Raw genomic sequence first — 25,433 nt, forward strand, 5'->3', positions numbered from 1 at the left:
TTAATGTTAACATAAGTTAATATACTGGAAGAGGTGAAAAATATGAAAGAAGGCATACATCCAGAATACCACCACGATGCAGTGGTTAAGTGTGCATGTGGAAACACTTTCACTACTGGTTCTGTTAAAGAAGAACTAAAAGTTGAAATATGCTCTAAATGCCACCCATTCTTCACTGGTAAGCAAAAAATCGTTGATATCGGCGGTAGAGTTGATAAGTTCAATAAAAGATTTAATATTAATGGTAAATAGAAAATTTGGGGAAAGACTTAGTCTTTCCCATTTTCTTTTTATTTATATTTTATTTTAATTAAGAATGTTATATATAAGTTCTAATTAATAAAATTCATTATTTGCAAAACTAGCTTGTTGCAATTTCTAAAAGTACAGATTCAATTTAAATGAACAAACTTTTTTAGAACATATATATTTAAAATAACTATTAAACATGATAAACTATTTATATGTAATCTAGTAGAAATGAGTGAAATTGGATGAAAAAGATTTTAATCTTAACTACATCTACAGGACAAGGTCATAATCAAGCAGCAAATTCTGTTTCTCAGTCTTTTGAAGCTGCTGGTTACGTAACTATAAAACATGATTTTTTATCTAAAAGTAGTAAACTTCTAAATGACTTAATTGTAATTGGATATGAAATTTTAGCCTCAAGATTTCCAAAACTTTATGGATGGTTTTACAACTTTACAGATAAAAGTATAACTAATAAATTATTAAGAATAATATTTTTTTTCACAAAGATAAAAATTTCAAAACTAATTTATAACGTTAAACCAGATATAATAGTTGCTACGCATTCCCTTTCTGTTAATATAGTTACATCTTTAAAAAAGCAAGGATTAAATATTCCATATATTATGATTGTAACCGACTTTAAGGCACACTATACTTATATAAATCCTTATGTAGATGCATATATTACTGGAAGTTCATATACAAAACAATCATTAATAGATAAAAATATAGAATCCAATAAAATATTTCCAATAGGAATTCCTATAAAAAAAGTTTTTTATAGCTCTAATAATTCCATAAAAAAATTGAAAGATACTGAATACTTTAATTTACTACTTATGAGCGGAAGTCTTGGATTAGATACTATTTCTTTTGTATTAAAAGAGTTACTTAAAAATTCGCATAAATTAAGAATTACAGTTGTTTGTGGTAAAAATAAACACTTAGAAGAATCTCTAATAGAATACTGTGCTACTAATAAATATGAAAATAAAAAATTGCATATTTTAGGTTTTACAACAGATATTCCATACTTAATGGATTATTGTGATGTCATCATTTCAAAACCTGGTGGTTTAACAGTAACTGAAGCAATTGTAAAAAATATTCCTTTAATAATTCCATTCGCTATTCCGGGACAGGAAATGGAAAATATAGATTTTTTAGTCAATGAAGGCTATTCTATTTATATTGATAATCTAGGTAAAATTAATGATGCTATAGATAACTTAATACTTAATCCTTCAATTCTATATGAAATTAAAAACAAATTAAAACAATTATCTTCTACTTATGATCCAGATAAAATTGTTACCATATCAGAAGGTTTGATAAAAAATAAGTATGATATATAAAAATTACTTTTATATATCATACTTATTTTTTTGAATATGCCTTATTACAACATTTATTTTCTTCTTTCAATTCCATTCTTTTTAAAAATACTAATAAATTCTTTATTATCTGATGTTTTAGTTAACATATTTATAAGATTTTGTGTAACATCTTCTACACTTCCATCTCTATACATTACTTTTCTGATAGTGTATGCTACTTCTTGTTCTTCTTTAGAGAATATTAAATCTTCTTTTCTAGTTCCAGACTTGTAAATATCAATAGCTGGGAATATTCTTCTTTCTTGTAGCCTTCTATCTAAGTGAACTTCCATATTTCCAGTTCCTTTAAATTCCTCAAATATCATATCATCCATTCTTGATCCTGTTTCAATAAGTGCAGTAGCTAAAATTGTTAAACTACCACCTTCTTCAATGTTTCTTGCAGCGCCAAAAAATTTCTTTGGCATTATTAACGCTCCAGGATCTAATCCTCCTGATAGAGTTCTTCCTGTTGGTGTTATAGTTAAGTTATAAGCTCTAGATAACCTTGTTAAACTATCCATAAGTATTACAACATCCTTACCTTGCTCTACCATTCTCTTAGCTCTCTCTAATACCATTCGTGATACTTTTGCATGATTTTGAGGTTCTTCATCAAATGTTGAATATATTACATCTCCATTTATAGATCTCTTCATATCAGTAACTTCCTCAGGTCTTTCATCAATAAGTAAAACTATCAACTTAATATCAGGATAATTCTCAGATATGTTTTGTGCTACTTTTTTTAGAAGAGTTGTTTTTCCTGCTTTAGGAGGAGCAACAATAATACCTCTTTGACCTTTTCCTATTGGACAAATTATATCCATTAATCTTGATGATAAATCATTTCCATTAGAAGTTTCTAACTTTAATCTTTCTTTAGGATATATAGGTGTCAAAGTTTCAAAATATTTTCTTCCTATAGCCTTTTCTGGTTGCTCTCCATTTACTTGCTCCACAAATAAAAGTGCTTTAAACTTTTCTCCTTCTTTTGCTTCTCTAACCTTACCTTCTACTTCATCTCCAGTTCTCAAATTAAACCTTCTAATTTGAGAAGGCGATACGTAGACATCCTCACTACTTGTTAAATAATTTTTGCATCTTAAAAATCCAAAGTTATTATTTTCTAATATTTCTAAAATTCCTTTTGCTGAGTTTGATTCATTTATCATACTCTTTAATTTTTCTTGTTTAGAAACCGTTTCTTCTTTTACATTATTCAAATTATTAGTTACAGTAGGTTTTATCTCGTCCTCTACCTTAACTATCTTAGGAGCTATCTTTTCTTTTAATATCATTCCATCTTTCTCTACTATCTTAGGAGTACTTTTTAAAATTTCTTCTATTAATTCACTTTTTTTATATTTCGCTATATTTTTAACTCCTGAGTTCTTAGCAATTTCTTTTAATTTTATCAAAGTCATGCTTTCATACTCTTGTTTTATCAAATTAGCACCTCCAATTATAAACTTATTAACTTATAAATTACATCATACTAAATAGCAATTTTAATTCCAAATTTTTATATTAATAAATAATTTAGATTTGCTTCTTCTAGATAAATTTAGAATAAGTCAAAATATTTTTTTATTAGCGCATCTCCAAATAAATAACTAGTCTGTCTTCTTGTCTTTTTTATACTATACTGCGTCAGCAAATGTGCTAATAACAGTAGTATTAACTGCCTTTACTTCCTTGTCTAGTTCAAAAAATCCTAAGAATCTTTGACTAGTTATTTATTGTACAATGCCTAAGTTCTATTTTTTTAAATTACTTTTAATTTTGGGAATTTCAATAAGATTTTTCGATTAAGATATGCATAAAACTATTATTGATTACATCATAATATATATTATGTATAAAAAGCTACAAATTTTTAAGTCTGATGTACGTTATTATGTCCAATAAATATGTTTTTAAACATGAAAAACACTATTAATATTTTGATTAAGGCACATGAAATAAAATAACAATTATCTTTATTTATGATTATTATATTTATAGCCAAAGTAAAATATAAGTTTACTACTATTATAATTCCTTTTATTGTTATAGTAAATAAATATCTCTAAATATAGTCTACTATTTTATATTTAAAATATCAATTGCACTACTAATCCTCTATTGAGATTTGATTATTAAAATTATTATCTCTATTTTATTAAAAAAATAGAAGTTTCCCTTAAAAATCTAAGGAAAACTTCTTAAAATTAAATTTATTATTTTTGTTCTAAAGCAGCTCCAATAAATCCTGAGAATAATGGATGTGGTTTATTAGGTCTTGATTTTAATTCTGGATGGAATTGAACAGCTACAAACCATGGATGATCTTCTACTTCAACAATTTCAACTAATCTACTATCCGGACTAGTTCCTACAATATTCATTCCATTCTCACATATTTGTTTTCTAAATTCATTATTAAACTCATATCTATGTCTATGTCTTTCGTAAATAACTTCTTGATTATATAAAACAGAAGAATTACTGTTCTCATCTAATTTACATGGGTATACTCCAAGTCTCATAGTACCACCAAGATCTTCTATATCTTTTTGTTCTGGCATTAAATCTATTACTGGATATTTTGTATCTGGATCTATCTCAGAAGTATTAGCACCTTCATAGCCTAATACATTTCTAGCGTATTCAATAACAGCACATTGCATTCCTAAGCAAATTCCCAAGAAAGGTTTTTTATGCTCTCTAGCCCATTTTATTGCTTGAATTTTTCCTTCTATTCCTCTATCTCCAAATCCACCAGGCACTAATATTCCATCTACGTCACCTAGTATCTTATCAACATCTCCTGATTCAATATCTACAGCATTAACCCATTTTATTTCAACATTTGCATCATTAGCGTATCCACCATGACTTAAAGCTTCAACAACTGATATATATGCATCATGTAATTCAACATATTTACCAACTAAAGCAATCTTAACATCTTTTTTAAGATTCTTTATATGTTCTACCATTTGACTCCATTCAGAGTTATCAATATCTTTACATCCTAAATGTAACTTTTCACATACTAAGTTATCTAAACCTTCTTCATGTAACATTAATGGTACTTCATAAAGATTTTCTGCATCAAGATTTTGAATTACTGAATCTGGTTCCATGTTACAAAATAAACCTATTTTTCTTTTAATATCATCCGATAAGCTTTTTTCACTTCTGCAAACTATAATATCTGGTTGAATTCCTATACTTCTTAGTTCTTTAACTGAATGTTGTGTTGGCTTAGTTTTTAATTCCCCTGCTTTTCCTAAGAAAGGAACTAAAGTTACATGAATGAAACAAACATTTTCACTTCCAACATCACCTTTTATTTGTCTTATTGCTTCTAAAAATGGTTGTGATTCTATATCTCCAACAGTTCCACCAATTTCAGTTATTACAACATCAACATCCGTTTCTTTTGCTACTCTGTATACTCTATCTTTAATAGCATTTGTTATGTGTGGAATAACTTGTACTGTTCCTCCAAGGTATTCTCCTTTTCTCTCTTTTGAAATAACTGACCAATATATTTTACCTGTTGTAACATTTGAATTTTTAGTTAAATTTTCATCTATAAATCTTTCATAATGTCCTAAATCTAGATCAGTTTCAGCTCCATCATCAGTTACAAAAACTTCACCATGTTGATATGGACTCATTGTTCCTGGATCCACATTTAAATATGGGTCAAATTTTTGAATAGAAACCTTTAATCCTCTATTTTTTAACAATCTTCCAAGAGATGCTGCTGTTATACCTTTACCTAATGATGATACAACTCCACCTGTAACAAAAACATATTTAGTACTCATTATTGTCCTCCCTGCGAGAAAATATTATTTATTTTATATTGACTATTTAATTTCATAATGATATAATAGATATCACCCCATGAAAACGATCTATGGGGTATTTGTGTTGAAATAACATAGAACTTATATTAACACATAAATAAAATAATATCTAGCTTTTTTTGTGATATTATTTTATTTATATTTTTTCTATTTTATCTATATTTTCTTGAATTTCAAAATATTTTTGTCTAAAATTTCTATTTATCAACAATTTTTCTTCTGCATATCTTAAATTGTTATTTACACTTTTACAAGTTTTTACTTTTAATATCTTCATAGCATTTTCACGTTCTAAACAACTATAATTTTTTAAAAGTAATAATAATAAATATCTATTTTCTCTAAACTCTAATAGTTTTATTAGCCCTTGTTCACTAATCCCATAATAATCACATAATGCATTTAATATTCTCATGTATTTCATTTCATTTCTCATACATATAACCTCCTATTTTTAGTCTTTCCATTAAATTTAAATGTAATCATATTATGTATTAAAATAAAAAGCAATTGTATCTAAAAAAGACGATTGCTGTAAAAAATACAGAAATCATCTTTTTGCCTCAACATAGTCTTTTTTTAATGTTATTTACAAATTATACTCTTTATCTTAATTCTCATTTGTTTTTATATGTACTGAAAGATTAGTATTCATAGGAATTTGTCCTTCTATTGTCATTAAATAATTTACCTCTATTATTCCACCCTCTTCATTAATATCAATATTTAATTTTTTAGTATCAATATTAACTTGAAGCACTCCATATGGTGTTTGATATAAAGAAGTTGTTTGTTGCCTATTTTTAAAATCCATTTTAGTAGCTGTTGAACCTTTTCTTTCTAAGGTAAAAGATTTTCCTCTAACAGTTAGTATCGTTCTTGTACCGTCCATTCCTGAAATTTCAGTTTCATCATATTCAGCTTTGAAAGTATCATTATCCATATAAAAATCACCTGGAGATATTACTTCAATTAAATCGTCATTTTCCATTGAAGCATTACTTTTTATTGTAATAATCGCTCTTTTTTTCATGTTTTCCTCCTGTTGTTAGACAATTAAAAGAAAATAATAAGACAAATAATAATATAAATTCTATAATCCAACTAAAATAATGTTTATTATTTTTTATACTATCTTAATTATTTAAGTTATACATATCTAGTTCTTCTTGAGTTATTGCATTAACGCTTCTAACGTTTTTAAAATTTGTTAATGCATTTCCGTATTTAACTTCTGTACTTTCTTCATCTTTTCCTTTACTATATCTTACCGCAAATCTACAAGCTAATGTTATATCTTCTTCAGTAGGATTATTTCCTTCTGGAATTATAACCATAGCTCCATTAAATTTAGATGTGAAAAATACTATATCTTCTTTTGTTAGTATTTTTTTTAGTTCTTCTCCTTCATCTCCAGTTCTAGATACTATTATTTTAATATTATTTTTTGTCACAAAGTGTCTACCGTATTTTAATAAATCTATATCTTTTTTTGTAATATCACCTTTTCTGTTAATAACTTCCTTAAGTCTAATAGAATAGTTAGGTTCTGTTAACTTACATCCGCCTGCTGGTGATGGATAATCCTTTATATCCCATTTTTCTGCTAACTCCATTTGAATTGTTCTAGTTCTACCTGAAATATCTAATAATTCTTCTCTATTTACTAGTCCATCAAGTTCCATTTGAGTTGGATTTAAATTTTTTGCACATAAAGGACGTAATATTTTATCTGAATACCCAGACTCCTTTTTAACTATATCTAATGCTTGTCTATTTTGAGACATTGGTCTTTGATTCAATACTTCTCCAGTAATAATAAAGTCTGCATTAAATTTTTCAAGTAACTCTCCTGAATATTTCATCATCATTGAATGACAATCTATACAGGGATTCATATTTTTACCCCAACCATGTTTTGGATTTTTAACAATTCCAAGATGTTCTTCTGAAAAATCTATTGCTTCTAATCTTATTCCTATTTGCTTAGTCATTCTGATTGCATTTTCCTCATTGAAAAAATAAGATCTAAAACAAATTCCTATTACTTCTATCCCCTGATTTTTAATTAGTTTTGCTGCTAATATACTATCAAGTCCACCTGATATCATAGCTAATGCTCTTGCCATATTATTCCTCCTATAATTATATACTTAAAGTATAATTTAAGATTAAAAGATTTATATAAAAAAAGATTATCTTGCTTAAACTAATAATCATTTGATCAAAATAAATCTTTTATTACTTCGATTATTTTGAATTTTATTTTTACTTTTTCATTAGAATTTTCTTTTTCAATCTCTTGATTTATTTTATTTTCAGTATTTTCATATTGTATTTGAGCCTTAGACTCATCTACAAAACATAATGGTGGAAACATCACACACCACCAATTTCTACCTTTACCATCCCCTATAATTATTCTAAATGCTTCATAATTACCTTGGGGTAGGGTTATATTCCCATATGATTTTTCCGGAAAATTCTCTCTTGATAACTCAAGTTTGACTTTATAACTATAGTTATTATCCTTTATTACACATTCCGCAATCTTTTGAACTTCGTTCATATTATTTTTTATTATTTTTCTTGATTCTTGAAGTGAATTTGAGTTATTTAAATAAGGATATAAATAATCTATAACTTTATCTCTAATTTTCAATTTTAAATTTTGATCTTCATCAGTATCACTATTTGCAATTACATGAAATCTTATTAAAGAATCTTTTACTTCTTCATAATTCATAATTTTTGGAGTTTCCAAATTTACATCATTAGACACACTTGTACACCCACTAAGTAAATTAAAAAAAATACATATTAAAACTAAATATTTAAATTTATTTTTCATATTCTCTCCCCCTTGTAACTAAAATTCTTACCACATGGAGGAGTTTTATACATACATTAGGAATATTCAAAAAATAATAAGTCGGTATGCTAGTGTATTTTGCGTCATAAGGAAGCTCGACTCGTATACACTCGCTGAGTAAGTGATTTACACAAAATCATAGATTGCACAGTGTGAAAGTTCGAAGAACGAAATATAAAATGCTCACAGAGAAAGTTCATGTTTCCAAATATAAAATGCCCACAGGGAAAGTTCTGTTAGCCAAATACAAGATTTGGAACATCACTTTTGGACTCTCACTTTTTGGTCTCTACTCACGTCGGTAATATTAGCCTATATCTGCTATGAACTAGTATTAGCTCCTTGGCTGGAATAAAGTGAAACTTTTCATCTGGAGTTTTATACTCCCGATGAATTTAGTTGAACTTATGCCCTTAAGGGGCACCTCGTCTTAAGACAAAATGTACATTGCATTTTTGACTTGTTATTTTCTTTCATGTGCCTTAAAACTAAATCGTTCTAGTTATAAAAACATCTACATACTTTTTTTTCATATTTTCGTAACACCTTTGAGCTTTTAACATATCATCAAAGAATCCAAATACAGTCGGACCACTTCCACTCATTATACTTCCAATAGCTCCACTGTCATTAATGTCTTCTTTTATAACTGATATAACTCTATGCCGTCCTAGCGTTACATTTTCTAATAAATTTTTCATATTATTAGCAACAAATTGAAAATTATCTTTTTCAATGTTTGATATTAATTCCTCTGTTTTAGGATGAAAAACAACCTTTGATAAATCGAAAGCCTTGTAAACCTCCTTTGTAGATACTCCAAAAGGAGGTTTTACTAAAACTAAAATTTTATCTTTAAATGGTTTTAATTTAGTAAGTTTTTCCCCTATCCCTTCACACAGTGCAGTTCCTCCTACAATACAGTATGGCACATCTGCCCCTAGCTTTAATCCTAATTCCATTAATTCATTTTCTGAAACATTTATATTAAAAAGTTTATTCATAACTTTTAATACTGCTGCTGCATCAGTGCTCCCACCTGCTAAGCCAGCTGAAACCGGAATATTTTTTTCTAAATTTATACATACTCCACATTCTATCTTATAAGTTTCCTTAAATAATTTAGCTGCTTTATAAGCTAAATTTCTTTCATCAGTGGGTACATAACTCTTATTACACTTTAATTGTATTCCAGAAGAAATTTTTTCTATTTCAACTACATCATATAAATCTATACACTGCATTATCATTCTTAATAAATGATATCCATCTTCTCTTTTCCCAATAACATCTAAGGCAATATTTATTTTTGCATAAGCCTTAACTTTCATTTCTCCTTATCCTTTCTTGACATTTTAAGCACTTTAGTCATATTTTAAAAAAATAACAAGTCAGTATGTTAGTCTATTTTGTTATCATACTACGTCGGCATATTCACCTAATAGATAATCTATGGGCCAAGTATTCTTATCCTTGTGCAAAATATACATTCCATCTTTGATTCGTTACTTTCTTTTATATGTCTTAAAGAAGATAATGAGTAAAACATTCTTAGTTAATTCTAGTGATAATGTATAACTAAAAATGGATAATTATGCTTACTTATTACTTTCTTTCAAATACCTTAGTAACATTTTATCATAGGGAAAAAATCCTGTCTAATTAAGTTATTTAAGAAAAAATTTAATTTTTTTGTATCATTTATAAATTTGCTAAATTTAAATTTAAATTTGTTATTGTTTCCTTATCTTTTATGAAGTTTAAAATAGAATTTAAATCTTCATAAAATACTACAATTACATCCCCTGAATTGCTTATTGATAAAGCTTGTTTTACTGCATCTAATTCATCTAAGCATATTTGTACATTAGAATTTTTATTTTCTTTTAAGACTGCCATTTTTATCAAAGATGCTATTTCGCCTGAATTTCTACCTCTTCTGTCCTTATCTTCCTTTATTATTATCTTATCTAATTTTTTAGAACATATTTTTCCAATCTCATATGCTACATCATTTTTTCTGTCTCCAGGAATTCCTATTACTCCTATAAGTTTATTCTTGCCTTTTATATTGTTAAGTGATGATAATACTGCCTTATATCCTTCAATATTGTGACCATAATCCAATATCACTTTTTTCCCTAACACTTCATAAATATTAAATCTGCCAACATTATTATCATTTGAATTAAAACCCATTAATCCTTTTGTAATCATACAATAATCTACTTTTAATCCAACTAATGCTCCACATGCAGCCATTATATTTTCTAAATTATATTCTAATGTTCCATTATAAGAAATTGGAACATTTTTTATTGAAACTATTAAATGTTTTTTACCATTATTAATTACATATATCTTATCGTCTTCTATAAATACTGATATTCCCCCATTTAAAATATTTTGTTTTATTAAAGAATTTTCCTTATCCTTTGAAAAATATATTTTTTGTGCTTTAATTCTATGGATTATTGATTTGCTCCAATTATCATCAGCATTAATAACCACAAGACCATTTTCTTTCACTGCTTCACCAACTAATGATTTAACAAAACTTAATTCTTCCATTGAATTAACTCCGTTCAGTCCTAAGTGATCATTAGTTATATTTGTTATGACTGCTACATCTGCTACATTATAAGCTAATCCTTTACGTATAAGCCCTCCTCTAGCAGTTTCCAATACAGCAACATCAACTTCTTTATTTAATAGTATTGTTCTTGCACTATCAAATCCAGTATCATCGCCATTGTGAATACATTCATTATTAATATATATACCCTCAGTAGATGTCATTCCAACACAATGCCCCATTTGATTTAAAACATGACTTATTAACCTTGTGGTTGTAGTCTTTCCGTTGGTGCCTGTAACTGATACTATTGGAATATTTTTAGGTTCTCCATTATAAATCATTTTAAGTATCGCTTTCCCAACATCTCTTTGCTTACCTTCTGAAGGAAAATGATGCATTCTTATTCCTGGTGCAGCATTTACTTCCATAACAACTCCATGATTTTCTGAAATTGATTTTCTTATATCCATTGTGCAAACGTCGACTCCACAAATATCTAAGCCTAAAGTTTTGGCAGTATTTATACAACATTTTATATTTTCTTCACAAATTTCATTTGTATAATCTATTGCAATCCCACCAGTAGAAATATTGGCATTTTCTCTTAATAAAATCTTTTCTCCTTTTAAAGGAATAGAACTAAGTTTCAACTCATATTTACCAATACATGAAATTAATTCATCATCTATTTTAACCTTAGTTAATGGTTTTTCGTGACCTTCACCCCTTAGAGGATCTTCATTGATATTTTTTATTAACTTTTTTAAATTATCTTTTCCGTTCCCAATAACAAAAGGTGGTAACCTTAATGAAACTGCTACTACTTTATAATCAACAACACATACCCTATAATCATTACCTTGTATATATTTTTCAATTATTATGTCACTATAATTTTTTTTCAAACTATTATAGCTCTTAACTAATTCTTTTTCATTTTTAATGTTTAAAAATATTCCTTTACCTTTATTTCCATATTGAGGTTTTAAAACTAATGGGTAACCTATTTTTTCGCCTGCTTTTAATAATCCAATAATATTGAATATTTTTTCACCCATAGGAACTGGAATATTTTGATTTTCAAGTAATTGTTTCGTTAATAGCTTATCACATGAAATATCAGCACCTACACAACTTGTTTTATCACCTATTGTCGCTTCTATAATTTTCCCCATTTTCCCATACCCAATTTGATAAAATCCACTATCTCCTAATTGAGTAATTGGCATATTATATTCATTTGCTGCATTACAAATAGCTTTTGTACTAGGTCCCATTGCTTCTTGCCTTAATACCTCTTTTAAAAGAGACATTCTTCCTTCAAAATTTAATGGATTTTGTTTTATTAAAGAATTTATTAAATCTACAGCTAAGTTAGCACATTCTATAGCAGTATTTTTATACTCATATTGAAAAATACTATAATAACGATCTTCCATTATTTCTCTAGATTTTCCATAAGCAACTTCTATTCCTAAGTTATTTTGTATTGCAATTATTATGTGTTCACAAATATGTGCTAAATATGTTCCTTCTTTAAGTCTTGTAACAAATCCTCCATCTTCATCTATACCACATCTGTGTTGATATAATTCAGGTATAAGTTTTAATAAATTAAAATTAAAATTAGGTATATCTTTGCTTGGAATCTCACAATACCCTTCTAGGTCCACATCTATTCTTACACATTTTTTATGAGAATATATATTTCTTCCTTCATATATTCTTTCCTGTACTATCTTCATTACTAACTTTATCCTCCTCAAAAGGTGACTTTTTTACAAGATTGAATTTATTTCCATCAGTTAATATATGCAATTTTACATTATGCATACTTAAAATTTGATCTCCATAAAGTTCTGAAACATTTGTATATGTAATTTTGCTACCATCAATAAAATATACTGCTCCTTCTCCAATTACTTCAATTTCTCCTATCTTATTAACTATTATTGCTGTATTTTCATCTATGCCAATTCCTAAAACCTCAGGGTTCTCTGCAATTCCGGTTAATAATCTACCTATTCTACCTCTTTGTGCAAAATGTTGATCAATCATAACATTCTTTATAAATCCTAATCCCGGAGCCATCTTAAGTGTACATTTTCTTGGTGATTCTTCATCAATGCCTTGAACTATCATAGTATCACTCATAACAGATGCTCCCGCTGAAGTTCCTACAATAAATATTCCATCAGAACAAGCTTGCTTTAAAGCTGTATATACTGGGCTTCCTCCAATTAAACTTGTTATCCTTAGTTGATCTCCCCCTGTAAAAAATATTAAAGAGGAATTTTTTATCAATTCTACATTTTCCTCATTAAATGATTCTGTTCTATCATTAATATCTAATACCCTTATATTTTTAACCTTCAATTCTCCAAAAGCTCTTTTATACTTTATTGCAGCCTCTTTAGGATATTCAGTTGCAATAGTTGCAATTAATAAAATGTCTTTGTCTTTATCTATTGAAGTACATACTCTACTTAAAATTTCTTTTTTTCCTTCTTTATCTTCACCTCCTCCAATTATAATTAAATTTCCACTTAAAACTTCATTCAAACCTTATCACCTCATATCATGCATTACATATTGTTTCCACGCATAAACATAATTATTCAATAAAGAACATAAAAAAAAGCTTTAATACCACTAAAGTATTAAAACTTTTTTAGAAAATGCTATATTTTTTAGAAAATTGCTCTTCCTGGTATAATAATTTTCTTACCAACTTCAATATATTCCGGATCTTCAATATTGTTAATTTTTAATAAAGATGCTACTGTCGTATTATATTTTTTAGCTAAATCCCAAAGAGTATCTTCTTCCCCTACAACATAAATAGTTACACTAGCTTTTTTTTCTGGTGCTTCTCCATCTTGTTCGATTACATCAGATATAAATTGTTTTTTCATTTCATAACATATTTTTGCTGATAATATCACTGTAGCTTTTACTGCAATAGTATTTGCTTCTATCGTCGTGTCTATATTTTCTAAATTATTTCTTATTATTGCCTTCATTCCATCTCTAGCTCCAAATATATCAACTATTGATGTAAAAGGAATTTCTGATTTTACACTTGCTACATACTTATCTTGATCACTTGTTTTATATAAGATATCAACTTTTAGTATTCCATCTACAATAACTTTATCTATTTCAACTTGTTTATCTGTTATTATTACTGATGCATTAGATGATATTATTTGATCAGGCTTTAAATTATTTTCTTTTAATGGAATATTATCTTTAACCATTATTTCTGAACTATTAGTTCCTTGAATAGCTCCTAATTCATATTCATCTTTTCTTAGCTCAATTAAAAATTTAGGAGAATATGCATCCTTAATAACATCAATATTTTCCTTTGAAAATACCTTTACATTCGCTTTTACTAAAAATTCATTATTTATAATTCTTACTTCTCCTAAATCATCTTCTTCTAGCATCAAATCATTGTTTACTATATCATAAGAAACTGAGTACATCATTTCTGAATTAACACCCTTTAGCTCTTCCTCTTTAGATAAGTAGACATCATCCTCAATTGATATAAGTTCCCTAGAATCATCACCTTTATATAATATATTTAATTTACAGTAACAACTAAGGTATATTTTATCTTCTAAAATTTTTATTTCCTTCTTATGGAGTAACAAAGAACACTTTAAAATTTTATTAATTTGTGGCTTATCCATTCCTACTCTAATTGTAGATTTACCAGATAATTCAATTTCTTCACTTCCACTTATTCTATTAATTGTTTCTGTTTTCTTTAATATCTCAATATCATCTGTTCCTTCAATATCCTTTACAAATTCAAATTCACTGCTTTTATAAATCTCCCAATCTATTCCAAATATACCCTGTATAGATATTTTTCTTTCATTCATTATAGCAGCTTCAATATGTTCCACTTTGCACTCTACTTCGCAAACAACTTTATGTTCTCCTTGATTCAAATCAATATTACTAGTAAACTTTTCAGTGTAATTGACTGAATTTGCAACAAGTCCCTCTTCTCTAGCTAAATATAAAACTGTATACTCAACCTTCCCTTCTAATACTATCTTATCTCCAACTAGCTCCTTACTAACTATCATAGGTCTAGCTTCAACCGTTAATATCTCTTGTACATCTGGATGAGTATCTGGAATTAAGTATTCTTCTTTTAAAACAGAATTAGAATTGCTTTCTCTGATTAATTGTTCAAATCCAATACTTTCTTTTATAGCATCTATTTGTGACATACTTTATACCTCCCATAAAATTTCTACTATTTATTTATATACTTATACTTATAGATTTATGATATAAATCTAATTAATGTTTAAAAATATTTTTTAATTAATATTTCCAAGTATTAATTAAATTTAGGAGTTTTAAAATATTTGTCGTAAGTTAATTTTTTCTGTTTTTTATTAATAAATATGTTGACATATATTATAATTTGTCGTATCATAGTAATTGGTTATTGACCATATAACCTCTCATAAATTCTCAATACCCTTTTATACCATAGTTGAAAGATGGAAACCCACCATCTTTCTTTTTTTTATAACTTTTTATTTCTTATTTTTAGGCACATGAAAGAAAATAATAGACCAAAGATGTGCCTTATATTTCATAAAATACTCTATAAAAAAAACTTCGATTTTAATCGAAGTTTATATTGAAGTTGGAAATACCAATTGTACAGTCTTTGTTAATACATCTGAGTAACTATATGTCACAGTCCTTTGGGTGTCACTTTTTAACCTTATTACAAAAATACTAGGATATACACTTTCAATTACTCCATCATTAACTAAAATCTTTTTTCTTCCTCCATTAGCCTTTAAAGTAACCTTTTCTCCTATATGTCTCTCTATGTCTTTTTTTATAGAGGAAATTGTCTTAATCGTATCCATACAAACACCCTCTTTCCATCTTATATTATACATAAAAAGCATACTTTTGTCAAACAAAATTTATATTTTATCATTTATAATAGCTGTTTGTCAATGTTAAGATTTTGTAAAAAGTATCTTTTTATCGCCTTTACACCTTTTATTATCTATCTTTAACAAAATTTTATTCTTTTTAACAATTAAACTTTTTAACGATAAAATATTCTTAGTTTTATAAAATTATAAACATATTTAATAGTACTTCATTTAAACTCATTTACTAAGTATGTTAGAATAACTAAATCATAACTTTAATTATGAGTTAAATAAATGAAGACTTAGGATATCCTTCTCTATATTTTCCCCTTGTTTGTAATCCTCCAATTCCTTTTATTCCTGTTATTGTGTTTTCTATAACATCTGTAATAGATACAACCTTATCTATTCTTGTATATGCAATCTTTTCACAAACAAATACTGGATCCAGACAATGTATTAGTACTCTACTTGGAGAAGATGCAAAATTAGCACCGGCATCCAACATACACTCATAACAACTTTGACAAGCACCTGCAAAAATCACTAATTCGTCATAGCTTGAATTATAATTTCTTAATTCCTTAATAGATTCTAAATAATATCTTGAATTCCTATAATTATTCAAATCCAAATAATTCCGAGTATCTTTGAGTACACTATCATGACCTGTTATAACAACTATATCAGGCTTTATTTCCTTAACTAAATCAACTATAACGTATGGCTGTTTATCCTCAGGTACACACTTCCCTACTGCATCTAAAGATAATTGTTTATATACTTTTAGACATGTCTCCATATAATCACTATCTCCATCAACATGTAATATCTTTCCCGGCCTTCCAAACATTAATTCATCATCAGGCTTTATTTTAGGAGCTTTATTAACCTTATCTCTAAGATCTCCTCTTAATGAAATAGCTTTCTTTATAGTCGCATTTACTCTTGTATTTAAAATTTTATCCTTAGAGCCAATATGATCATCATTAACTTCTTCAAGATCTTCTGATATTGCATCAGCAATTATTCTTATGTTAATTCCTTTTAGAATAAAAATATTTTTCCCATTTTCTTTTTTAATATCAATTATTTTAAATGTTACATCCTTATCATATGACTTTCTTACAACTACATCCCCTATATCCATTTTTTCTCCTAAATATATTGTTATTAATTCATACTATGATTTTCTCATCAAAAGTTTCTACTTCTTTATATAAAAATTAGAAATAAGGGATCCTAAAAATTTAATAGTCCAATATGTTTTTTATTATACTTTGTACACAGAAGGTAAGCCCTATTAATATAAGTATAAAGAACTTAGGCACATTCAAAAAATAATAGACCAGTATGTTTGTCTATTTTGCGTCACACTACGTCGGTAAGTTCAGCCAATAGCTCGCTATTAACTGAACTTACCTCCTTGTATGACACAAAATATACGACGCATCTTTGGTCTATTATTTTCTTTCATGTGCCTTATATTAATAGGACCTTTCCTATCATATTCATTATTGTATTTTGTATTCATTTTTAAAAGCATCTAAAAATGCTAAAAACTTCTCCTTTTCTTCAATTATAGAATTTAATTTATTGGTAAATGTATTTTGTCCCCAATTTACTTCATTATAATAATATCTATTAGCTAATCTCCAATATCTTTGTGGAAATTGTAAATATGCATATAGTACTTTATATTCCTCTTTATTTAACTCAGAAATTGAATTATATGAATCAATAATAGTTTTAGCAAATTCCAAATTCCAATCTACTCTTTTTAAAACCTTTATCATAAAATTACTTATATCAAACGTTCTAACTTCTCTCTTACAATAATCAAAGTCTATAACATGTGTAACCCCCTTATCATCTAATATTATATTATGATAGGTAAAATCATGATGACAAAAACCTTTTTCTTGTTCTGCAAGCATACACAATTCATAATAGTTTGAATCCATTAATGTTGATATAGCTTTTTTACCAATCTCTTTATAAAATTCTACTGATTTTAAATAAAGCATGTCAAAGTCATTTTTAATACTTTTTTTCCTTATTATGTCCTTCATCTTGTCTAAAGACTTTGTCCTCTTTTCCATCAAATGAGGCCATCTTCCCAGATCACTCTTTAACTTAGAATTTTCTGGTGGGTCATACCCTTTAGATGCTTCATGCATGCGAGCTAAAGTTTCTGCCGCAATCCTCACTTCATCAATATTACGAAAATCACATTCTCTTCCTTCTAACCACTCAGATAAAGTATATAAATCCTCATTAACTAGTGCATATGGTTCCCCCTCTGAATTTAAATAGTACCTATCTAAACTACTAAATCCATTCTTTATTAAATGCTCCTTTGCCCCATATACGAATAACAATTTTTGAGGTCCATAGTTTATCCTTTTTAAACATCTTTCCCCCTTATTAGTCTTAAGATAGTAAACACCTTTATTAGCCTTAATTATTTCTATCTTAATATCAAATTGTCTTTCTATTTCAAATTCCCGCATCATAGTGCTCACCTCCTTTATATTTATATGTGGATATTACTTCTTTTATTAACATTTTTTATATTCTTTTAATATAATATACTAAGATAAATGCTTGGAAAGGATTAAGTAATGCGAATAGGAATAGATGGTAGAGCTGCAAAATGGTATAGGGGCACGGGTATAGGCACATATACACATGAACTCATCAGAGGTTTAAATAATATTGATTCTAAGAATGACTATTTAATTTTTATGCCTAAATTGGATTCTCTCAATAATTTAAAGAATAACTTTTCAATTAAAACTGTTGAATCTACTGCATGTGACAGCTTTTGGGATGAAATAAAAGTTCCTAATATTTTAAATAATTCAGATATCGAACTTTATCATGTTCCCCAAAATGGGATTGGAATTTCTAAAAATGTTAATTGTAAAAAAGTAATTACATTACATGATATAATCCCTTTAAGAATGCCAGAAACTGTTAGCGACAGATACCTTAAAATTTTCAATGAGGAATTACCTAACATTTTAGATGATTGTGAAGGTATAATTACTGTTTCAGAATTTTCTAAGAATGATATTGCTAAAGAATTTAAATTTCCTAAAGAAAATATATATGTTACTCCACTTGCCGCTGAAGAAATTTACAAACCTTTAAGTAAATGTCAATGTAAGAAAATTATTACTGATAAATATCATATAGAAGAAGATTTTATTCTTTATGTAGGCGGTTTTAGTCCAAGAAAAAATATTTTAGGATTAATTGAAGCTTACTCAAAACTTCCTTATGCTACAAAAGAAAAATTCAAATTAGTTATTATAGGGAAAAAAGGACCTTCTTATAATAGATATAAAGAAAGATCTGAAACTTTAGGTGTGTCTTCTCAAGTAATTTTTACTGATTTTATTCCACTTGAGGATATGCCAATATTTTATAATGCTACAGAAGTTTTGGTTTATCCATCATTCTATGAAGGTTTTGGACTTCCCCCATTAGAAGGAATGGCTTGTGGTACTCCAGTAATTGCTTCTAATGTCACCTCATTGCCTGAGGTATGTTATGAATCTGCTTTGTTAATAGATCCTAATGATATAGATGCTTTATCATATAATATTCAAAGGGTATTAGATAACAGTCTATTAAAATTAACTATGGTTAATAAAAGCTTAAATAGAAGTTCCCAATTTTCATGGGATAAAACAGCTTGTAATACTTTAAGTGCTTATGAATCAATATTAAATTAAGGACTTGACTGACTTAAAATTTATTAAAGCATTTTTTTGAAGTTATTGCCTAATTAAATTAAAAACAGCAAGATTTTAATTCCCACTTGAGGCGCATTTTACAAGCGTATTCTTAAGAATATATATATATTCTTAAGAATATTTTTTGCATATTAATACCTTACAATAATTATATAGTGTTAACTAATAAATTTTAGGAAAAGTATTTATAAATAAGTTAAGAGATATATATTATTTATAAAGATGCTACTATAATAAACAATCAATGATTTTAAACTCCCAGAGGAGTTTTATTTATCATTGATTGTTCATTGATTAAGCATTTGAAATTACTCATATCTCTATTTCTTTTATGTCTATTAACCTTTTATATACTTCTAAAAAATCTTTTCTAAATTGTTCATTATTTAGTTTTGATTTAAATCTATTTAAATAAACTTCATATTCCCATCTCTTCCTCTTATAATAATAATCTCTTGAGATAATATAGAAGTCCTTCGGAAAAGCTAACAAAATATATAATATTTCCTTTTCTTCTCTTTTTAATGGAGTAACCTTTTCATATGAATCAATTGCAAGTAGCATCTTATCTATGTCAAAAGCTGAATTTTTAATACACTTTAGAATAAAATCCCCAATATCTAGTACTCTTAAATCTAATGTTAAAAAATCAAAATCTATAATATTTACTTCTTCTTTTTTTATTAGAAAATTATGATAAGCTAAGTCATTATGACATAGTGCTACTGTTTCCCCATCTGCTCTTAAATCTTTATATTTACTTTTGCTAAGACTTGCTTTTACATTAATAATATCACTCAAATATTTGTCTACATGCGTAATAAACAAATTATCAAATTCATTTTTGTATTTATAATTTCTTACTAGCTCTTTAAAAAAAGTAAGTTCATCATATGCCCTTTGAAATTTATTTTCTAAAGATTCATCTAATAAATCTTTATTTTGCTCACTTTGTAGCACTTCTCTTAATCCTTTAGATGCTTTATGCATTAATGCCACATTTTCTGCACATAACTTAATCTCTAATGGATTTGTAAAGCATGCTTCTCTTCCATCTAAAATATCCATAACTACATAAAGTTCGCCTTTCCATTTTTTATAGGTCAAGCCATTTTTAAATTTATTATAGCTTATAATATTATTATAATTATTTTTTATATATTGTAAGCATTCATTTATTAATATTAATTTTTCCTCATCATATTCTGTTTTTTTCAGTATTTTATTACCATTATCTGTAGACATAACAAATACATTTCTTAATGGACTTATATCATTTATGTTAATTCCTAATTCATTAAAAAATTCTAAACTTAAATCATAGTCACATAAAAAATTTTTCTCAGCATATCTAATTTTATTCATAAATTTCCTCCTCTATAAGTAAAGCGAAATATTTACTAATAATATTTAATTTAAATGAATTTCTTACTTTCATATTCTATACTCTTTTTAAATTGCATTAAAAACTCTTCTTCAGTTTTTGATTTCTTATTTGCTCTATATCGTTCCCATATTCTTAAAGAATCTTTAGGATAACTATTTAACCCCTTTAAATAAAAAAAACTATCATTTGATAAATGAGATTCATATATAAAAGTCTTTATTAATTCTTCTTCATCTATTTTGCAGTTTTTTCTTTGAAGCCTTTTAATATATTTATATAAGTCCTCTTCTACTAAGTTATAAGATACATATTTAATGCTACCGATTTGAATATTGGGTTTGTTCGTTAAATTTCCTTGATCTGCTCTACCAATACAAATTTCTTCTCTATTCATACTTCTTTCTATGATGCCAAAATAATTATGATTATATATATAATCTATTACTTCTGTTGCTTGTTGTAATATTCTCTTTCCATCTGAAATAATTAATTTATCTAAATTATTTTTCATTCCGGTTTCAATTATTTTATCATAATCTTTTTGCAATCTTTTTACTTGAACCTTATAACTTTCAACTTCCTTTCCTATACTACTTCCTATTCTTGTTAAACAATTTCCCCTATATCCTAATAAAATCTTATGGAGATTAACCATTAATATAACCTGAGAAATAGCTTCTTTTTTATCTATGCTCTTGTTATATATAAAATAGTTTTCAGTAATATCTATTCCATTATTATTTAAATATTCTTTTATACCAACTTCTTTTATCTTAATCTCCTCCTTTAAAGTAGTTATCAATAAATTCTTCTCTTTCCTGAATATCTTCTAAATACAGTTTTAACTTATTAATAAAAAATTCTTCTCCCCACGATTGTTGCTCCCAATATACTTGAATGCCTAATTGCCAAAAGCTTTGAGGAAATCTAATAAATTCTCTCATTATTGGTATTTCTTTTTTGTTAATTTCAATAATTTTTTCATAGTTATTTAGTACTATATTTGCTTTTTTCTCATCCCATTTCCTACCCTTCATCACTCTTATAATAAGAGAAGATAAATCATGCAAGTGAGAATCTAATATGCAATAATCAAAATCTATTATATTTACTTCTTTCTTCTCATCTATAAGAATATTGTGATGTGCATAATCATGATGACAGAATCCTCTTAAAAACACCTCTTTTTCCATCAAACTTATATAATTATTATTTTCTAATCCTCTTATGCTTTTTTCTGCTCTTTTTATTTCATTATCTATATTATCTAAATACATTAAATCAAATTCTGACTTATATGCTTTTTGATTTATTCTGTTTTTAAAGTCTAGTATTTCATTTATCCTTGTTTTAAAAACTTCTTCCCATGAAAACCATCCAATTCTAGGCTTCATACCTTTTTTTATAGTGAAATTTTTGCTACATTCATGTAGTTCACCAAGCTTAGTGGAAATTTTAGATAATTCTATTGGATTATCATAATTACTTACTCTAGATGGAACCCATTTTGTTAAGTAACCATACTTTCCATCTATATTAATATAATCTTGTCCTAGTTTAGTCTTTATGAATTCAGGTATATTTTTAAACCCATTTTCTTGTAAGTGCTTCATTGCAGATAAAATAAAATAAAAATGAGAAAACTGATAATTAATTACCTTCATACAGTATCCCTCATCTTTTGTAATAATTTTATAACTACTTTTAACCTTATCTATTTTTTCAACTCTTATTTCATAATTTTTTTCAATATATTTCTTTACTTGAAATGTATCATCATTATTTTTCATAAAATTCCTCAAAAAATATTGTTCTTTTTTATTGTATGTTATTAAATAATTTATTGTGATTTAGATTCACAAAAATTAAAAGTAATTAATATGTTAGTTATATATGTATATTTAGAGGTGTTTTATGAAAATTGCTATAGATGCTCGTAGTGCTACCTTATATCAAGGAACTGGTATAGGTACTTATACCAATAATCTTATATCTGAAATTCTATCCACTAATTCACAAGATAAATTCACCTTATTTTGTTCTGGAAACTTTAACAAAGAATTTATTAAAGAAAATACTGATATTATATATTCTTCTGGAAAACATTCTGGTTTTTATGAAAAGTATTATATTCCAAGAATCTTGAAAGAAAAACAAGTAGATCTATATCACATTCCTCAAAATGGTATTGGATTAGAGACATCACCATCTTATAACACAATTGTTACAATACATGATTTAATACCATATATAATGCCAGAGAGTGTTGGAAAAGGATATTTAGAACGTTTTTTAAGAGATATGCCTGATATTATTTATAACTCTTCAGGTATACTAACTGTTTCTGAGTATTCAAAAAAAGACATATTAAAATTCTTTAGTGGCTATCCTGAGGAAAAAATATTTGTAACTCCACTTGCAGCAAATTCTAATTTTAAGTCTTTAAATAAAACTACTTGCAAAGAGTATGTTAAAAATACCTTTCAGATAAATGTCCCTTTTGCTTTATATATAGGTGGATTTAGTTCTAGGAAAAATGTTTTAGGCCTTATAAAAGCATTTAGTAAAACATATATGGATTTAAATATGCCTTACAAATTAGTAATAGTTGGGGGATTAAAAGATGAGGGTGAAAAACTTTTTGACTTTGTAAGAAAAAATAATTTAGAAGATAAAATTATTTTTACTGGATATGTAAAGGATGAAATTTTACCTATCCTTTACAATGCATGTGATGTGTTTGTATATCCTTCTCTTTATGAAGGTTTTGGATTGCCTCCATTAGAGGCTATGAGTTGTGGTGCACCTGTAATAACATCTAATATATCATCAATACCTGAAGTGACATCTGACAATGCTATTTTAATTAATCCTTATAGTGAGGATGATTTGAAAAATTCTTTAGTTGAACTTCTAAATAATGAAAATTTAAAACAAGAGCTTAGTGAGAAAGGACTTAAAAGAAGCTTCCAATTTTCATGGAGACAAACAGCTAAAAATACTTTAAATGCATATAAACAGATATACTTATCTTAAGGCACATAAAAGAAAATAATAGACCAAAGATGTGTCGTATATTTTTTGTATGTTTAGCCTATTAGGCATATTAAAATAAATAACAAGTAAGTCAGCTATTCTATTTTCTTTAATATGCCTTATATTCTTTCAAATTCTTAATAATTAAGCATTTGTGTTTTTATCTTTATATATTTCTCATAATCTTTAACTTCTGGAGCCTTCTCTTGCGCATTACTCATAATAACGAGAGGACTTTTCCCTTTAAAATTTTTAACTTGATCTTCAATTTCTACATTTTTATAAGTGTATAAATAGCTTGAAAAGAAATTTCCTTTTTTAATATACTTAATCGTATCTTTATTATTAGTAATTACAAATGTAATAAATTTTTGAATTAATCTTTGATTTTCATTATTTTGATCTAAAACTATTAGATTATCACCTTCTGCACAAAAAAATCTATTTGTTCCCACTTCTTTACTTGGTGGGTTAGTGCAAAACCATTCACAAGGTTTATCCAATGACATAAGTTCTTTCATTCCATTAATTGATGATATTCGTGCTAAAAATTCATTACCCTCATTTAAATTTAGAATATTATTATCTTTTAGTTGCTGTATTTTATTTTCCACTTTATTTTTAATAATATCTATACTGTTATCCTCGTCCAAGTATTGCATGATTAGTAAGCTCACTAAATCATCATAATCTTTGCCAGTAGCATTTAGTATTTTTATATTCCCATTACTTTTATTATAAATATCCTTACCAATATTTATAATATCGTTCCATGTGCTTATATCTTCACTATGATATCCATATTGATTTAACATGTCTTCTCTTAAATATAAAACTAATGGTCGTGAACTTAGTGGAACTCCTATTATATGATTGTCTATTTTAACTTCATTTAATCTAACTGTGGCAAAATTTTTAGAATATGTCTCTACTGTCTTACTTATCTCATCATAAAATTTAAAATTTTCTAGTGATATTTTTTCTAATTCTAATCTATCTAATTGAGCAATATTAGTTAACTTTCCTTGTTGAATTTGAGTATTTATATTATCTACATATTCATAATCATTTATTTCTCTCACTTGGATATTTGCCTTAATATTGTCCTCCATAAAACTATCTGCACATTCTTTCAAATACTCATAATAATCTTCGTTAACTAAAATTTCTATATTTCCTCTAACCTTTTGTTCTTTATTAGGTTCAAATAAATTAATGCTAACTATAACTATAGCTATAGCAAGAAAAAAAGTAATTCCATATTTAAATTTATTTTTCATTATTCTTACACCTCTATAATATATAATTTAAAACATTATTAAAAAAATAATAAGTTATAATTTTTATATATTTTGCTAATCATTTTTTTAT

The 25,433-nt window shown here is 26.7% G+C and carries 21 protein-coding genes; 4 read left to right on the plus strand and 17 right to left on the minus strand.

What is annotated here, in order from left to right:
• Positions 1-42: 42 nt before the first annotated feature.
• Both rpmE and BM027_RS02595 read left to right on the plus strand, forming a co-directional pair.
• Complete coding sequence (gene rpmE / locus BM027_RS02590) at positions 43-252, plus strand: 50S ribosomal protein L31 (protein ID WP_090088517.1); 210 nt, start codon at positions 43-45, stop codon at positions 250-252.
• 242 nt (positions 253-494) lie between these two features.
• Positions 495-1,610 (plus strand): MGDG synthase family glycosyltransferase, encoded by a 1,116-nt coding sequence (locus BM027_RS02595; protein ID WP_090088518.1) that lies wholly within the window; start codon positions 495-497, stop codon positions 1,608-1,610.
• A gap of 53 nt (positions 1,611-1,663) precedes the next feature.
• Here BM027_RS02595 and rho read toward each other — a convergent pair whose 3' ends face one another.
• The 13 genes from rho to BM027_RS02660 all read right to left on the minus strand — a co-directional run bounded on the left by rho (position 1,664) and on the right by BM027_RS02660 (position 18,391).
• Complete coding sequence (rho, locus tag BM027_RS02600) at positions 1,664-3,082, minus strand: transcription termination factor Rho (protein WP_090088520.1); 1,419 nt, start codon at positions 3,080-3,082, stop codon at positions 1,664-1,666.
• Between the two features lie 771 nt (positions 3,083-3,853).
• Positions 3,854-5,455: a CTP synthase gene (locus tag BM027_RS02605; protein WP_090088522.1), complete on the minus strand. Its 1,602-nt coding sequence runs from the start codon at positions 5,453-5,455 to the stop codon at positions 3,854-3,856.
• A gap of 178 nt (positions 5,456-5,633) precedes the next feature.
• The gene (locus BM027_RS02610) at positions 5,634-5,933 is read right to left on the minus strand and encodes a hypothetical protein (RefSeq protein ID WP_090088523.1); all 300 of its coding nucleotides are present in this window, start codon (positions 5,931-5,933) and stop codon (positions 5,634-5,636) included.
• Positions 5,934-6,107: 174 nt separating this feature from the next.
• On the minus strand, positions 6,108-6,530 hold the full coding sequence (locus BM027_RS02615) for a YwiB family protein (RefSeq protein ID WP_090088525.1): 423 nt from the start codon (positions 6,528-6,530) through the stop codon (positions 6,108-6,110).
• Positions 6,531-6,633: 103 nt separating this feature from the next.
• On the minus strand, positions 6,634-7,626 hold the full coding sequence (locus BM027_RS02620) for a DUF814 domain-containing protein (RefSeq protein ID WP_090088527.1): 993 nt from the start codon (positions 7,624-7,626) through the stop codon (positions 6,634-6,636).
• Positions 7,627-7,721: 95 nt separating this feature from the next.
• Complete coding sequence (gene spoIIR / locus BM027_RS02625) at positions 7,722-8,348, minus strand: stage II sporulation protein R (RefSeq protein ID WP_090088529.1); 627 nt, start codon at positions 8,346-8,348, stop codon at positions 7,722-7,724.
• A gap of 509 nt (positions 8,349-8,857) precedes the next feature.
• Positions 8,858-9,700: a 4-(cytidine 5'-diphospho)-2-C-methyl-D-erythritol kinase gene (gene ispE, locus BM027_RS02630; protein ID WP_090088531.1), complete on the minus strand. Its 843-nt coding sequence runs from the start codon at positions 9,698-9,700 to the stop codon at positions 8,858-8,860.
• Positions 9,701-10,070: 370 nt separating this feature from the next.
• Positions 10,071-12,692, minus strand: a complete 2,622-nt coding sequence (cphA, locus tag BM027_RS02635) for a cyanophycin synthetase (protein ID WP_090088533.1) — start codon at positions 12,690-12,692, stop codon at positions 10,071-10,073.
• The gene (locus BM027_RS02640; RefSeq protein WP_090088535.1) at positions 12,664-13,509 is read right to left on the minus strand and encodes a cyanophycinase; all 846 of its coding nucleotides are present in this window, start codon (positions 13,507-13,509) and stop codon (positions 12,664-12,666) included. Before BM027_RS02640 ends, cphA begins: the two co-directional genes overlap by 29 nt.
• Before the next feature lie 128 nt (positions 13,510-13,637).
• Positions 13,638-15,200: a DUF3794 and LysM peptidoglycan-binding domain-containing protein gene (locus BM027_RS02645; protein WP_090088537.1), complete on the minus strand. Its 1,563-nt coding sequence runs from the start codon at positions 15,198-15,200 to the stop codon at positions 13,638-13,640.
• Between the two features lie 417 nt (positions 15,201-15,617).
• Positions 15,618-15,860, minus strand: a complete 243-nt coding sequence (locus BM027_RS02650; protein ID WP_090088539.1) for a Veg family protein — start codon at positions 15,858-15,860, stop codon at positions 15,618-15,620.
• A gap of 301 nt (positions 15,861-16,161) precedes the next feature.
• Complete coding sequence (yabG, locus tag BM027_RS02655; protein ID WP_090088541.1) at positions 16,162-17,025, minus strand: sporulation peptidase YabG; 864 nt, start codon at positions 17,023-17,025, stop codon at positions 16,162-16,164.
• A gap of 364 nt (positions 17,026-17,389) precedes the next feature.
• Positions 17,390-18,391, minus strand: a complete 1,002-nt coding sequence (locus BM027_RS02660) for a CotS family spore coat protein (protein ID WP_090088542.1) — start codon at positions 18,389-18,391, stop codon at positions 17,390-17,392.
• 108 nt (positions 18,392-18,499) lie between these two features.
• Between BM027_RS02660 and BM027_RS02665 the strand changes: the two genes are divergently transcribed.
• Positions 18,500-19,618 carry a glycosyltransferase family 4 protein gene (locus BM027_RS02665; RefSeq protein WP_090088544.1) on the plus strand — a complete coding sequence of 373 codons (1,119 nt, stop codon included), beginning with the start codon at positions 18,500-18,502 and terminating at the stop codon, positions 19,616-19,618.
• Positions 19,619-19,951: 333 nt separating this feature from the next.
• On the opposite strand, the gene BM027_RS02670 is transcribed toward BM027_RS02665, so the two are convergent.
• Genes BM027_RS02670 through BM027_RS02680 form a run of 3 tightly spaced genes read right to left on the minus strand, consistent with a single transcriptional unit; the run spans position 19,952 to position 22,816 of the window.
• On the minus strand, positions 19,952-21,004 hold the full coding sequence (locus tag BM027_RS02670) for a CotS family spore coat protein (RefSeq protein WP_090088546.1): 1,053 nt from the start codon (positions 21,002-21,004) through the stop codon (positions 19,952-19,954).
• A gap of 50 nt (positions 21,005-21,054) precedes the next feature.
• On the minus strand, positions 21,055-21,825 hold the full coding sequence (locus BM027_RS02675) for a spore coat protein (RefSeq protein WP_090088594.1): 771 nt from the start codon (positions 21,823-21,825) through the stop codon (positions 21,055-21,057).
• Positions 21,800-22,816, minus strand: coding sequence for a CotS family spore coat protein (locus BM027_RS02680; RefSeq protein WP_090088548.1), 1,017 nt, complete (start codon positions 22,814-22,816; stop codon positions 21,800-21,802). The genes BM027_RS02675 and BM027_RS02680 overlap by 26 nt, the downstream gene beginning before the upstream one ends.
• A 124-nt stretch (positions 22,817-22,940) precedes the next feature.
• On the opposite strand from BM027_RS02680, the gene BM027_RS02685 reads away from it, so the two are divergent.
• On the plus strand, positions 22,941-24,062 hold the full coding sequence (locus tag BM027_RS02685) for a glycosyltransferase family 4 protein (RefSeq protein ID WP_090088549.1): 1,122 nt from the start codon (positions 22,941-22,943) through the stop codon (positions 24,060-24,062).
• A gap of 137 nt (positions 24,063-24,199) precedes the next feature.
• Here the strand turns inward: BM027_RS02685 and BM027_RS02690 are convergent, their stop codons facing one another.
• Positions 24,200-25,342, minus strand: coding sequence for an extracellular solute-binding protein (locus tag BM027_RS02690; protein ID WP_090088551.1), 1,143 nt, complete (start codon positions 25,340-25,342; stop codon positions 24,200-24,202).
• Positions 25,343-25,433 lie beyond the last annotated feature (91 nt).

It is taken from the genome of Clostridium uliginosum, from assembly GCF_900112485.1.
In the GTDB taxonomy this organism is placed as follows: domain Bacteria; phylum Bacillota; class Clostridia; order Clostridiales; family Clostridiaceae; genus Clostridium; species Clostridium uliginosum.